This window comes from Paenibacillus etheri (genome assembly GCF_001012825.1).
Taxonomy (GTDB): Bacteria; Bacillota; Bacilli; order Paenibacillales; family Paenibacillaceae; genus Paenibacillus_AQ; species Paenibacillus_AQ etheri.
Map to the genome: position 1 here is coordinate 20,302 of NZ_LCZJ02000029.1, position 14,658 is coordinate 34,959.

Annotated in this window: 11 protein-coding genes; 2 read left to right on the forward strand and 9 right to left on the reverse strand. The window is 49.0% G+C overall.

Going from position 1 to position 14,658, the window contains the following annotated elements:
- Nucleotides 1-62: 62 nt before the first annotated feature.
- A complete protein-coding gene (locus tag UQ64_RS18295; RefSeq protein WP_060624976.1) occupies nucleotides 63-428 on the forward strand; it encodes a transposase in 366 nt (121 codons plus the stop codon).
- A 244-nt stretch (nucleotides 429-672) separates the two neighbouring features.
- Here the strand turns inward: UQ64_RS18295 and UQ64_RS18300 are convergent, their stop codons facing one another.
- The 7 genes from UQ64_RS18300 to UQ64_RS18330 form a co-directional block, all read right to left on the reverse strand.
- A complete protein-coding gene (locus UQ64_RS18300; protein ID WP_060624977.1) occupies nucleotides 673-2,802 on the reverse strand; it encodes a right-handed parallel beta-helix repeat-containing protein in 2,130 nt (709 codons plus the stop codon).
- Between the two features lie 41 nt (nucleotides 2,803-2,843).
- On the reverse strand, nucleotides 2,844-3,659 hold the full coding sequence (locus UQ64_RS18305; protein WP_060624978.1) for a carbohydrate ABC transporter permease: 816 nt from the start codon (nucleotides 3,657-3,659) through the stop codon (nucleotides 2,844-2,846).
- Nucleotides 3,616-4,548, reverse strand: coding sequence for a carbohydrate ABC transporter permease (locus UQ64_RS18310; RefSeq protein WP_060624979.1), 933 nt, complete (start codon nucleotides 4,546-4,548; stop codon nucleotides 3,616-3,618). The genes UQ64_RS18305 and UQ64_RS18310 overlap by 44 nt, the downstream gene beginning before the upstream one ends.
- 64 nt (nucleotides 4,549-4,612) lie before the next feature.
- Complete coding sequence (locus UQ64_RS18315) at nucleotides 4,613-5,980, reverse strand: ABC transporter substrate-binding protein (protein WP_060624980.1); 1,368 nt, start codon at nucleotides 5,978-5,980, stop codon at nucleotides 4,613-4,615.
- A 113-nt stretch (nucleotides 5,981-6,093) separates the two neighbouring features.
- Nucleotides 6,094-7,425, reverse strand: a complete 1,332-nt coding sequence (locus tag UQ64_RS18320; protein WP_060624981.1) for an ABC transporter substrate-binding protein — start codon at nucleotides 7,423-7,425, stop codon at nucleotides 6,094-6,096.
- Nucleotides 7,403-8,971, reverse strand: coding sequence for a response regulator (locus UQ64_RS18325; RefSeq protein WP_060624982.1), 1,569 nt, complete (start codon nucleotides 8,969-8,971; stop codon nucleotides 7,403-7,405). Before UQ64_RS18325 ends, UQ64_RS18320 begins: the two co-directional genes overlap by 23 nt.
- A gap of 3 nt (nucleotides 8,972-8,974) precedes the next feature.
- Entirely contained in the window at nucleotides 8,975-10,807 is a 1,833-nt protein-coding gene (locus UQ64_RS18330; RefSeq protein WP_060624983.1) for a cache domain-containing sensor histidine kinase, read from the reverse strand.
- 930 nt (nucleotides 10,808-11,737) lie between these two features.
- Between UQ64_RS18330 and UQ64_RS18335 the strand changes: the two genes are divergently transcribed.
- A complete protein-coding gene (locus UQ64_RS18335) occupies nucleotides 11,738-12,715 on the forward strand; it encodes a tRNA dihydrouridine synthase (protein WP_060624984.1) in 978 nt (325 codons plus the stop codon).
- A 171-nt stretch (nucleotides 12,716-12,886) separates the two neighbouring features.
- Here UQ64_RS18335 and UQ64_RS18340 read toward each other — a convergent pair whose 3' ends face one another.
- Together UQ64_RS18340 and UQ64_RS18345 are read right to left on the reverse strand one after the other, a co-directional pair.
- Nucleotides 12,887-13,750: a DMT family transporter gene (locus tag UQ64_RS18340; RefSeq protein WP_060624985.1), complete on the reverse strand. Its 864-nt coding sequence runs from the start codon at nucleotides 13,748-13,750 to the stop codon at nucleotides 12,887-12,889.
- A gap of 31 nt (nucleotides 13,751-13,781) precedes the next feature.
- Complete coding sequence (locus tag UQ64_RS18345) at nucleotides 13,782-14,594, reverse strand: MBL fold metallo-hydrolase (RefSeq protein WP_060624986.1); 813 nt, start codon at nucleotides 14,592-14,594, stop codon at nucleotides 13,782-13,784.
- Nucleotides 14,595-14,658: the final 64 nt, after the last annotated feature.

The following is a 14,658-nucleotide window of genomic DNA, read 5'->3' on the forward strand; positions in this document are numbered from 1 at the left end:
AGAATAAAAGTGGACACCAGTTAACAGACTTGCAGATGATGAGACCACGGAGGTGTGTTCATATGGGAGAATATCGACAGCGGTATAATGAAGCATTTAAGAACAGACGTGCAGATTTATTCAAAAACAAACAAAGACGATATGCGATTTGGTGGAAGGACTCAACATCCCCAAAAAAAAGTACGCTACATCAATGGATGAGCCAATATTGGGAACTGAAGAATGAACCGGCAGCCAGCGTAGAACGAGTACGAGAAATCGAGCCACAGTTGAAAGAAATGAGCGTTGTGCTTCAAGAAGGCTATTCCATTACTGAACGCACCCTGAGCGTGTATATGCGGCAAATGAAGCTTCGCTCCATTGTGTGCAAACCACCGACATTACATACAATCCTTTTCGGGGAGGTCGTTTGTACTTGGCTGGCGTAATGGATCTGTGCACGCGTGAAATCGTGGGGTGGCCGTCCGAGAAAAGGCCAGCTGCATCACTCTGATCGCTGTTCTCAATAAACTTCTCATGAATACGCTATGATAATGTCAGTATTGGGTCATAGCACAGCATTTTGAAGAAACAGCTTATCTACAGTAATCCGCCCTTCATAAACAAGGAGCAGGCCTACCAGGTGCTTGACTTATAAAAACGGATCAGATGTCCGCGTCTTCCTCTCCGAAGTCAACTGAAGTCAGGGAAATCATCTTCCAAGCCGAATCGATCCATCGTGAAGTTGCGGAATCCAAGCGCCAGCGCTGGGGATTCCGGTCTAACGCGATAATCGCCTCCCTCGGGATCGATGAACAATGGGGCGCCGAATACGGAATGGGCGTCCCAACCCATCGCCTGCCAATCGGACCATTCGTACGTCTCGGTCCGGCTCCCTAGTGGACGGTAATGAACGGTAGCAAGAAACCGTCCCACATCGTTGTAGAACACATTGCCATCCAGCTCCCGCACCCATGCGCCATGAACGGGAGGGCCGATGAACTCATACAATACGCCTTTGGACGCGCCTTTCTGGAAATCGATGTCGACCTCGGGGTTATCCCATTCGCTGTTCGCGACGACGATGTTCCGGATGAACCGGTCGCTGTTCCCCTCGTATCCAATATGGATGCCGGGAGGATTAGCCCCGTTCACGAAAATATTGTTTTCAACCGTTCGGTGATCGCCTTCCCGCAGCTTAATCGATACGCCGATGCACAAGTTTTCCCGCACGACGTAATTGGAGGAGCCGTCATCCAGATCGATACCCCATCCTTTGCGGTCGCGGAACCGATTGTTACGAATGACGACCGGCTTCCGGGCATCCAGACAGACATCTCCGACGCCATGCGACGCAGGTCCATGGGATTGGGACAAGCACCAGAATCGGTCTCGTCCCCATGAATTGAAGGGGCCGTGATCCCCGGTCTCTCTAACCGTGTCGTAGATATCGTTAAACTCAATGACGTGCCCGCCCCAAGTGCCGTCGTTTATGCAGATAGCAGCTCGTGGCAGCCGGAATATTTCGTTATGGCTGATGACATTGTCACTGCTGACCGAGATGAACACACCGGCCGTCTGCTTCCCGTATACGCCGATATCGTGGATTTTGTTGTTGCTAACCGTAATTTCGGCAGGGTAAGCATGCTGGCTACCGAGCGTGAGCTGCTTGGAGCCGACCAGACAAATGCCGCTTTCTCCGATGTCATGCATCCAGCAGCCATGTACCCGGTTCCCCCAATTGTACAGGCTCATGAACACGGCATTTCCCCCAACGGCGTCGAAGCGGCAATACGCGATCTCGCAATGCTTCGCCCCTTCCAGAAAGACGGCTCCTCCCCGGTGGATAGTCCAATCTCCAAGCGATGGCGCCTCGTAAGCTTGAAGGTAAGTCGGCGCCGTATGCCTAAAGGTTAGTCCGATAAACGCTACATGCTGAACGGGATTCCACTGCGTTCCACTGCATAAGACGATGCCATCCAAGACCGGCACTTCCACGATGGCAGCACGGAGATCGATGCCATCAGGCGGATAACAATAGAGAAGGCCGCATTCCCGGTCGGCATACCATTCGCCCGGCGCATCTAGCTCCTCGAACACGTTCTCGATGTAATAATCGGAACGCTGGTCAATGCCGGTGGCATCGGCCCCTTGTATAATGTCATTAATCTGATAACCGCCGTCGCCGAGACGGATGAAGCCCGCTTCTCGGTCGACTTTTTTCACGCGCCATTGCAGGTTGCCCCATCTATTTTTACCGAAGATGTGCACGACCGCATCTTCCGGATGCGCCCATTCCTTGCCGGTAAATGTGACGGGATCGAAGGCGAATTCAGCATGAGGCCACGTAGCCGGTTCACGAAGAGGACGCAAATAAGCAGGTTCGCCATTTAAGGTATTCGGATAGCGGGCCCGTGTCTGCCTCGCGCCATTAACGTACAGCTCGGTGAACAAGCTCTCCTTCGAGACGCCTCGCCACTCCGGGATTTCGCATACCCAAATGCCATCCCGGTACGGCTCCCAATTCCCGTGCATCCGCATGCCTCCGCTAACGACGGGACGCTCGCCTGGGTAGGCCCGGTAGTGAATCGGGGCTTCTTCCGTCCCGGAATCCTCCGCCGTCAGCACGAACGGCTCGCCCACGTAATACGTGCCCTCTCGAAGCCAAACCGTTGCCGAGCACACTCCCGCAGTTCCAGTAATTCTAAGTTCCCTTCTTGCCCGATCCAAGGTGGCGAACGGCTCGCTCTCTGTTCCCGGAGCGCAGTCGTCCCCATACGGACTAAGGTAATAATTGACCTGCGTCTGTTCTTCGTGTCGCATCGTTCCATCCTCCTAAACGTGTTAGCTACACAAGCATTTACCTAATCTTTTACTGCTCCAGAAGTAATTCCACTTGTTATGAACTTCCGCGCAAACGTAAAGATGACGACACCCGGCATCCCCAGTACAACTAGCGCCGCGTTGAATTTCCCCAGGTCGGCGGGAGAGAAGCCGAATAAGCCCTTTAGCGTATTGACGGCAACCGTAGCGGTCAGCATGGACTTATCCGTCAGGAACATAAGCGGGAGTAGAAAATCTTGGAACGACCACATGATCGAAAGCACTCCGAGATTAATTAACGCAGGAATGGATAGCGGCAAATAAATGTGTATGAAGGCCTGCAGCTTAGAAGCCCCGTCGATTGAAGCCGACTCCATCAGCTCGGGCGGCAGATTGTCGTAGTAATTCCGCAACATCAGGACGGCGAACGGCAACGTAAGAACCGCTTCCGAGAAGATGACAGCCCAAAGCGTATTGTAGAGATCCAAGTTTTTTAAAATGTAATAAAATGGAATCAAAATGACGACGCCAGGTACGGCCAGACATAGTAAAACCGATACATAAATAGCTTCCTTCGCAAAAAATCGAAGCTTGGAGAAGGCGAAGGCAGCAAGCGCACCTATTGACAGCAGCAGAAACGTCGAGCCGATCGCAATAAGCGCCGAGTTCCGGAAAGTACCCATAAGCGAAATGCCGTTCAAATCACTGGTGAACAAATCGACGTAATTCCGAAACCCGTTCACTTTCAGCGAATTGCGGATAGCGGTATAAAACGGAAACAGCCAAACAAGAGCGAAAGCATACAAAAACACGCTAATGATTCTCTTCTGCTTGCGGTTTGCGAGAGCGAAATTCATGCCCTCCCCCCTTTCCCGTCCGAGGACGATAAGCGATAAGCTGGATGACGGATATCCCCAAAGCGATTAGGAGCACGATGACGGAAGCCGCGCAGACATAACCGATATTCGCCCCGGCGGACCGGGCAAAGGAATAGATATAAACACTCGAATTTTCCGTTGTGCCCGCCGGGCCGCCTTGCGTAAGCAAGAACACCCTCTCGAATTCTCGAAAGCTGCCAAGCAGCGTGGACAATATTATCGTCTTGTGGGCGTTCTTGAGGAGCGGAAACATGACGTTCCACAGCATGCGTCCAAGTCCCGCCCCATCGATGACGGCCGCTTCGAGTATGCCAGTATTAATCGTGGTCATATCCGCATTATAGTACATCATGGGCAGCCCGATTAGAAACACGGAGATGGAGATGACGGACATGTAAGCGAGCGTCGGATCGCTTAACCACCGCTGGGCAAGGAAATCGAGACCTATACCGTGCAGCAGCTGATTCAGCGTGCCAAAGCGAAACTCCAGCATGATGGAGAATACCATCGCGATCAGGGCTAGCGGCATGAAAGACGGGATAAAAAACAGCGAGCCCAGCAGCTTGGAGCCTCTGATCCCCATGTTCAAGACGACGGATAACAAAAATCCGACTGACAAGCTGATGAGAATGGCGGCCGCCGAATAAGCCAGGTTGTTGACAATAGAGCGCAAAAATCGGTTATCCGACAATGCAGTGGCATAGTTGTCCCAGCCCACGAACGTCGCATCCCTGAACGACAGCGTCTGGTCGTAGAAGCTAGCATGCACTATAAAATAAAATCCATAAACCAAAAACACGGCAAACAAAATCAGCAGCGGCGCGATAAACATAAACCCGACAACATGTTCTCTACCTGAGATTTTCATAAGATGCACACTCCCTGCTTAGCAAGGCCGGAGCTACAGGCGGTCTGCAACTCCGGTCGGGCTATCATTCGTTCGGGTATTTGCCCGTCTGGAATTCTTGTTCGATTGACTTGGCTGTCTCTTCAGGCGTCTGGCTGCTTATGAGCAGCTTCTGAAGCTGTTGTCCCGCGACATCAGAGAACGGAGAATTGTTGTTCCGGTCGGCCGTCGGGAAGCTGAGCAAATCAGATACTATCTTATAGGATTGTTGCGCCGTCGGCGTCGTCAGCAGAGAAGCATCCGGTGCAAAGCCCGTCTTGTTGGTCGAGAAGGCGAACGTTGAGGCGAGCATGTCGTTGCCTTCGCCGAATACGAGGAAGTCAATCAGCTGCATTGCTTCCTTCGGATGTGTAGAGTGCGCCGGAATGGCGATACCGAGATCAATGAAGGATCGGATCGACGGTTTTCCGTTTGCCTCGATAGCCGGGATCGGCAGAACGCCTACGTCGCCCACATCCACTTGGTTGGACTTGCGGAAGCTCTCCAGCAGCAGGTTCGCCTCCCAAGTTCCTTGGATAAAAAATGCCGCTTGGCCGGACGTAAAGGCGGTACGGGAAGACGTATAGTCCATATCGAGCACGTCGTCTTTGCTTATGATGCCATCATCGAAAATTTTCTGGAAGCCAGCAACTGCCTGCGTAAACTCAGGTCCGTCCAGCTTCTTGCCGTTGTATCGCCACTGGTTGAACAGGTCGGATTGCTGACCGGCGATCGTCCAGACGAGCTCATCCATAATCCATGCGTCCTTGCCGCCGACGGCTACAGACAACTTGTCGCTCTTCGTCTTGTGAAGCTTATCAGATACGGTCTTCCACTCCACATAGGTTTGCGGTGCCGGCAGACCAAGCTCATCCAAAATGTCTTTGTTGTAATACATAACCATCGAGCCGACGGAAGCCATCGGCAAGAACTTCAGGTTGTCTGCCTGGGACTTCGCCTGCGCAACGCTGTTCTCGCTAATGACAGATTGCCAATCCGGCCGCGCTTCGGATAGTAGCTCCTCTAGCGGCAGCAGATCCGCCTGAATTTGCTTCGGCATCGCCCCGGTTTGAACGCCTACGACATCTAGGTTTTCCTGCGTGCTGAGCGCCAGCGGCATCTTCGTCTGGAAGTCTTTGCTCTCCATGACCGTAAGCTCGACTTTAATGCCCGGATGCGTTTCCTCGAATTTCTCGATAACTGGCTTGTAGAGATCCGCGGACGGATGCCACGTCCAAAACTTCAATGTGACGGTTTCCTCGCTGCTCGCCGTCGCGGACGGCTTGTCGCTTTCTGCTGACGCACTGGCTTCGGGCTTATCGCCCCCGTTCGATGTGCCGCATGCGACCAGCGTCATGGCAAATACGAGGAGCGTACTTAGCAGAGAATAAGTTTTGTTGACTGGTTTCTTCATGGATAATCCCCCCTTCTAGCATGTATGAAGCGCTTGCAAAACAAGCGTAACATGCTCCGAAGGGGGCGCCCATGGACATTCCACATGAGTTGATATGGAAATCTTACATCGTTTTAGCGGGGATATTGGAACTCGGGGATGCCGCGGTCGATCGCAGCCTGCTTGCGGTAATTGTCCATGCCAGAGAGCGCCTCCCGTGTCGTAATGGTGCCCATCATCGCTTGCTGGACCCACTTGGCCATCTCGTATTGGCTGTAGCCTACGATAAACGGAGTGATGGAGGGAGAACTGAGACGAACGATCTGCTCCTTATTCTCCACATATTGAGGCGTTGGTTGATTTGTCGTCACGCTGCCGAAATACGTTCCCGTCTTCAGATTACGGTAAATATTATTCAAGACGGCTGGCTGTGCAAGGAAACGGGTGAACTGCATCGCTTCCTTGGCATGGCTTCCGTTTTTGTTCACCATAATCATGGCTGCATTCGGTCCTTCGTACAGCTTGGCGTCCTTACCGCCTACAAAGAGGGGCATTAACCCGAAATCGCCTGCCAATCCGGGATACTTCATCTCCAGATCGGAATACAAATATACGTCCCATGACATGACCATGGCGTAATCACCGCTATGAAGCGCGGCCGGCAAGCCGTCCCAGTTGTTGTTCGAAGAATCGCTGCCGAAATACCCGCGGACATACATCGTCCTGTACCAATCGACAACTTCCTGGACAGCCGGCACGTCGGCCAAATTCACTTTGTTCGCATTAAGTGCTTCCACCAATCCCGGCGTCCGTTCGGCTGAGTAATCCATGCCGAATTGAGGCATTAGCGGCCATACGTCTTTGCTAGCCAAATAGACCGGAACGATGCCTGCCTCTAACAGCCTCTCGCACAGGGAAAAAAATTCCTCCTGCGTCTCAGGAACCCGCAAGCCTAGATTTTCAAATATGCGTTTATTATACAAAGTCCCGCTGGTGGAAGCCTCCCATAAGGGCAAGCCGTATAACCTGCCGTCCTTGGACAGGCGCGGCTTCACCTCGTCGGTCAGGTCCGCCACCCAGTCCTCACTGCTCATATCGACGAAGTTACGCTCAGGATGCAAGTCGCTGAGTGCAGCTCCCCCGAAGTGCATAACCAGGTCCGTAATTTCGCCAATCGCGACCCTCTTGCTGATTAATGTATCGACTGTGTCGATCGGAAGAGCCTGCAGCTCAATCCGGTTGCCGGTCTGCTCCTCATAGAGCGCAATGGCCCGCTTCATAATCGGCTTGACCGTCCAATCCTGGTTGGCCATCAGCGTAAGCGTAACCGGCCGCGTCTTACCCATTACGCCGTCCGGCTCATTTCTATCTGCGCTGCAGCCGAAGAGGAAGAGCGCAGTAAAGACGAGCAGTAACCCTACGAAAACACGGAAGAACCACACATTATATACCCCCGCTATGCCCATCCTTCTCCCGCCTCTCCTTGTATTCCCTCGGGCTGAGCCCTGTCGCGTTTTTGAATACCTTGCTGAAATACAGACTGTCTTCGTAGCCGACAAGCTCCGCGATCTGGCGGAGCGACAGTTCCGGTCGTTCAAAGATGAGCACGATTGCTTTGTCGATGCGAAGCTTCGATAAATATTTTCCAGGTGGCATGCCGAAGACTTCGCTGAACACGTTAGAGATATACGTCTTGTTATAGCCGAACACTAGCTGAAGCTTGTCGCTGCCGATCGGCTCCATCAAGTGTTCATCCAAGTAACGTCGTACGTCCTCCATCAAATCTTTCGCCGAACGATCCGGACGGTTCTTGACCAAAGCCGCATATCCTTCCTTCATATATCCGCAGAACTGCTTTACCGCTTCATCCAGCGTTCGGCAACCGGATACAAGCTCGTTCGCACCGAATGCGGCAATTGTCGAAGCGATTTCCTTTGGCCAATACGTTTGGAAGGAACGGACGATCGCTGCGAATAAGCTCTCCACCTCGGGCTGCCCGTAGCCTTCTTTACGCCACTCTCTTACCCATCCTTGCATAGCCTTCTCGAACGTTTCATAGTCGGCCGAATGGGCCAAACTACGGCAGGCCTGATCCAGCTCAGACGACAAGACGAAGCCAGGACGCCGCATATCACCTTGCATCCATACGCGCGATTCACCGAACCTCGTCTCGCGGGCCAATGCTTCCCTAAGAGTACGAAGCGTAACCGCGAGCCTCTCCTCGGTAACGGACACGGAGACGGCCATATTAACGGCCCCTTCATCCGTTTCCGCATGGGACGCCCATGTTGCCAGCATGGATTCCGCAACCTCCCGGTGAACGGCTCCCGATTGCGGATCCATCAAGGCGCGAACCACGATTCTCTCATTCGACGCCCATCCGCTTATCCACCATACGGGATCCGCCTTCCATTCGGGGCTAATCGCCGCCTCCATGGCATCATCATCCCATCGGCGATAGAAATCGCCGAGCGAAGATAGCCGATCTTCCCATGCGCCGGTCCGGTAGGATCCTCTCCTTATGAGCAGCAACTGATAATGTAGATATCCCGGATTCGCGGGTTGTTCCTCTCCGAAGTCGTCGGCCAGCTGCAATGCCCGCTTCATATAGGCTCGTTCCGCTTTAGATTTGCGCTTGCGAAGCATAACGGATGCTTTGGCCAGCGCTTGCTCCAGGTGGTCTTCCTTCAGCGGCTTGAGCAAATAATCCCATGCGTTCTGCTGTAGGGCTTCCCGGGCATAGTTAAAGTCGCTGTAGCCGGACATGATGATGCATGGGATCTCGTACCCTCTCTCGGACAGCTCCCTCATGAATTGAAGTCCGTCCATAACCGGCATCCGGATATCTGTCACGATCAAGTCCGGCTTTGCTCCGTCCTCTAGCATCTTCAGCGCCTTCGCCCCGTTGAACGCCGTATGCGACACGACAAAACCTTGGGGAGAAGACTCGATCATTCCCTTAATCATATGAAGGATGGGCGGTTCGTCTTCGATCAGCATCATTCGGTTCATCCCTTATCGCCTCCCCGTTATCGTAAATACCGCGCCGCCTGCCGGAGCTTGGTCCACCCGAACCTCGACGGCCTCACCGTAAAATAAGTATAGCCGGGCAACCACATTCGCAAGGCCGATGCCATTGCCCTCTCGTATCGGTAAACCTCCCGCCGCGCCTTTCTCTTCTGCCAGACAGTCCGTCTCCGATCCGGGGTCGTCTCTCAATCGCCCAATTTGCTGCCGAACCTTCTCCAGTAGCTCAAACGATAAGCCGATTCCATTATCGACTATTGAGACAGTCCACGTGACGTCGCTGACCATCCCCGACACGGCAAGCTTCCACGGCGGATCGATTCCCGCGAACCCGTGCTGAAATGCGTTCTCAACGAGAGGTTGCAGTGACAATCGCGGAATTGGAACGGGTCCTATATCGGGATCAATGTTCATTTCAATTTCCAAGAATCCTTCGTACTTGCTCCGCATCAATGTCAAGTATTGCTCCACATGTTCCATCTCCGCCCCGACGGTAGAATCCTTCCTTTCGAACTTCATGGTGTATCGGAGCATATCAGACAACGCGATGCACATTTCCACAACCTTCGGATTGCCTGAGCTTTTTCCGTAGGCCGCAATGACTGTCAGCGTATTATGGAGGAAGTGAGGATTGACCTGCGCTTGTAGCGCGTTCATCTGCGCGACCATCTCTCGTTGCTTGGCCATCTCCTCTTGGCGCATCGTCCGCTTCAGCTCGTCGAGCAAACCTTGAAAAGCTACACCAAGCAGCGTAATTTCGTTGGAGGTTCTCAGCTTCGAGGGCAGAAGCTCCAGCTTCGCAAGGTCGACGTTGGCTAGTGAATCCTTCAGTCTCCTTAGCGGTCTTGTCACACGGCTGGTATAGAGATAGAGAGTCAGCAGCAACACGACCATCACCGACAAAAAAATTGTAACGGAGCTATAGCGCAAATACTTGATAGGCCTGCGGTAAACGGATACGTCCTCGATCAGCAGCACCGTCCAATCCGCCGCCGTCAGCTTCGAATAAAACACCATCTCGTCGGTCCCGGAAAACTGCATTCGGAAATGCCCGAATTCTTCATCCAGCGGCATATTCAAGCGGTCGTTCTCCTCGACATTACCGGCAATGACCGGACTTAAGCTGCTGAACAATACGCCGCGATCGGGACCTAGAATAAGCACGTTGCCGAAGGACAGGTCGTTACGGAAAAAAAAGAGGTTCTCCAGCTCCATGACCGAATAGCTGATCTCCACATATCCGTACACGTTGTAGTTATCCCTGAGCGGCCGTACGATCGAAACAACTCGATCTCCCGATTCGGACCATGGGTCGGGATGGGGCGGCAAAAACCGTTTATAATCGTCCATGGCCAAGTACTCCCGGAACGTCGGCTTGGCGCGCACTTGGAATTTGTTGGATTTCACGTTATCCATCTTGTTACTTAATCCCATATAATCGCCGAAGCGGCTGACGATGCTGATTCTCCCTTTAAGCGGCTGCAGCGACGTGAAAGACAACAGCGTATTACGCACCTCCGCGTTAATTTCCGGATGTGCGGTGAAGTAGTTCACTTCGGAATTGGACGCAATCCCCTTCAACACGCCCATAATCGAGTTGGATGCATTAACGGAGATTGAAAGTTCGTCCATTTCCTCTAGCATGTCGTCAACTTGCTCCTGAAGCTTGATCGTCGTCTGCTGCTTGTTTTGCGCCAAATCATTTTCGATCAACGATTCATTACGGAAATAATAAATGACGTTAATAATAGTAAGCACAGCGAACAAGAAGACAGACAGCATCAAAAAAATCTTGGTCTGATATCTCAACGAACCGAACATGCCGCCCCCTTGCCGCGCGAAAAGTAAGCGCATTCTTTATTGATCCTATTAATGTAACAAATATGGAGTGCCGAGTGAACAGGACAATCCACAGATTGGGGTATGGAAAATTTACGGAGCAAAAAAAGACCTTCTCGCTATTCCGGCATTGAAAGTTGTACTCAAGCAGAACATTAACTTGTGGATGCTCTTATAAGCTCTAAGCTGATCGAAAAAAAAAGAAATTGATATCTCAATAACACGCCAACAAGAAGCAGTGGTACATCAACAATTACTACCGAATACTCCGGTTTTAAAAGCATCAGTTCAGCTAACTGCTGCCACTCAACCTGTTAAACTCAGAGCTCTGCTTGAAGATGAAAAAGTTCCTACTAGTTGATAATCCTTATATGAAAATAAACGGTGCTTCAAAGGAAATAGAGAAGGGTATGGGAACTGCACATAAATACATACAACATTAACGCGGTGTCGTCTTAAATTATCGGGACATAAATAACACAATGTGGTCAACTGGGGTATCCCTTACGGGAAACATTATTATATCATGCCACCCATGATATTAGATGAGTTGTATGTGTTTTTCAGGTCTTATTATAGGTTTTCTATCCGAATCCCCTTAAAATTCAGTCCTATATTTTCAAGTCAAATTGATGTGTTAGTAGTGTTCGTGGTCAAAATGTGCTAATGGAATTATCCAATCATATGTTTCGTATGCGGGAACATATTAACCTAGGATGTGATCTGTTACAATCCGCAGAAACCTTGATTGACGGTTTTTCACATGGAGGCAAGGGGAGTCGAACCTCCATGTGCAGTGTTTACAAGGGTTTTAAGTGCATAACACGAAAAGAAATGATACTATGTATGATGGGTAAAGGACTATGCTATTAGCATATATCGTTTTTATATATTGCAACAAGAGGGGATAATATGAGTAACGAACAAAACTTTTGGCTTGATTTACCGAAGCCTTTTTTTATATTAGCACCAATGGAAGATGTCACAGATGTTGTATTTCGTCACGTCATTAGTGAAGCTGCAAAACCCGACGTGTTTTTCACAGAATTCACTAATACAGAAAGTTATTGTCACCCTGTAGGAAAAGACAGTGTACGTGGTCGATTAACGTTCACAGAAGATGAGCAACCGATTGTCGCTCATATTTGGGGTGATAAACCTGTATTTTTTGAACAGATGAGTATTGATATGAAAAAGCTTGGTTTTCGTGGTATCGATTTAAACATGGGATGCCCAGCGCAAAACGTCGCATCCAATGGAAAAGGTGCTGGATTAATAAAACATCCTGAAGTTGCAGCCGAAATTATTCAAGCAGCAAAAGCAGGTGGATTGCCGGTTAGTGTTAAAACAAGATTAGGTTACTCTGACATTGACGAGTGGCGCGATTGGTTAGGACATATATTGAAACAAGATATTGCGAACCTTTCCATTCACCTGCGTACAAAAAAAGAAATGAGTAAAGTAGACGCACACTGGGAACTAATCCCTGAAATTAAAAAATTACGCGATGAAATTGCTCCAAATACGTTGTTAACTATTAATGGAGATATTCCTGACCGCGCAACAGGATTGCAATTAGTAGAACAATACGGCGTTGATGGCGTCATGATTGGCCGCGGCATTTTCACCAATCCATTTGCTTTTGAAAAAGAACCTAAAGAGCATAGTGCGAAGGATTTTCTCCATTTACTTCTATTACAGTTGGATCTTCACGATAAATATTCAAAAGAACTCGAGCCACGTTTATTTAAACCACTTCTGCGCTTTTTCAAAATCTATGTTCGTGGATTTAGAGGCGCAGGCGAATTAAGAAACCAATTAATGGATACAAGGTCAACAGATGAAGTACGTCGTTTAGTAAAAACTGTTTTAGAGCAAGAATTAGAATGAGGCATATTCACCTGTGAATTTATTGCTGATAACGTTCCTTCTAATCAAGAATCATTTCAATCGAACTATCTAATGCTAAACAGAATGAAAGGCCTCTCGTATTCCTACGAGAGGCCTTTCATTTTCACCCTATACGGTCAGAACGTAGTCCTCAATTCTAGTAAAGTCAACTTATCCCCATATGGCAATGGAGATGATCCCACAGGTAATCACAGCCGACATGATTATTCTTCGCACGCCTTGCTTCTCTTTTAGAACAAGTATGCCAAGAATCGTACCTACAACAGTTCCAATTTCTCGTATTGGCGCAATTGAAGCTAGTGGAGCAAGCTTCATAGCCATCAGAAACATAAAATAAGAAGCTGGCGAGCAAATACAACCAATCAAGATCATTTTCCAGTTTTGTTGCCATTCCCTTATAATTTGTGCACGACCGGCTCTTATAACCATGAAGAAAGCGACGATTACATAATTAATATTGGATAATTCAAGTGTTGATAGTGGAGATAATTGCTGGACAATTAGTTTGTCCATTAATGTATAGCCCGCAACACACATCCCTACTACAATTGCATAAAGAATGGATATAGAATGAGTCGTTTCCCCTTGATTTGCATGACGATTAGCGATTCCACTAATAATAAAGAGCCCTACTATGATACAACAAAAGGCTATCCAGCCTACTAGAGTTAAGGAATCCCCGAATAACACAACACTTAACAAGGTCACTAGCATGACACCAGTACCTCGCATGATTGGATAGGTCTGCGATAAATCACCATAGGAATACGATTTAGAGAGGAAAATGAAGTACGACCCTTGAAATAAAGCAGATATCGCCATATAGCCAAGTGTCTCCGCCGGAAGCTCAACTTGGAGCAGCTCAATAATAAAATAAGGTAATAGAGCAAGTGTACCAACAATATGAATCGACCAGAGAAATACGTATTTATTCAGACTTCTCTTTGTAAATAGGTTCCATACCGCATGTGTAATACCTGAAAATAAAACTAAAAAGACTGCCATTGAAATCATAGAAATATCCTCATTTCACTTATGCGCTAACTCATATGTCCAGCTGCATCCCATCAAATGCTACTGTAATCCCATTCGGCTCAAAAATATGAACCAAATCTTCATGCAACAGATGAGCATTATGAGAGAAATGAGTGACTACGATTCGCCCTTCTGCTTTCATAACAAAATTCTCGATTAACCATTCCCGTGTTTTTAGAGTATCCTCAACATTCATGTGAACTTCACAATTTGGGGCATTCCCAGTCGTACATTCTAGAATAGCAAGATCCAGTTTTTTTCCTTTCAACCAGTCCCAAGTCTGTTTGGGAAACCAACCGCTGTCGTGACCATAGAAAATGGCTTTTTCATCCTTTTCTATGTAATACAATAAACAAGTTTCTTTAGAATCATGATTGGCAAGCAATGGCGTTATCGTAGCTGTTTGTGTTTGTACGGTTTCAAAGGGCTTCAAGTTGTGAAATTGGAAGCGATGCCTTTCCGTGGCAAGCAATTGACTACAGTGCTTAATAGGCAAATCATGACCGTATAGATGAAGTTCTTCCTCTTCATTAAATTGAGCATAACCAAGCGCACGAATCAGTAAATCTTCAGGATACAAATGATCGGAATGTGAATGTGTAAACAATAAATCACGAACCTTATCCATATCTACAGAATCACGAATGGAATGATGTAAGGTGTCCGCCGGAAAATCGATCTTAAGTACTTCATCAATCAAGACCGAAGTGCGTGTACGGATATTTTTCCCACCAAGTACTTTGGCTTGCTTACAAGTCTCACAATGACAGAATAAGGAAGGGATTCCTTCAAATGCAGCTGTTCCATGAAAATGAACCTTCATAAAAATTCCACCTTTGTAGTAGAGAACAACAGGACGTTAGTCCTGTTGTTCTCTCTAAGTAACG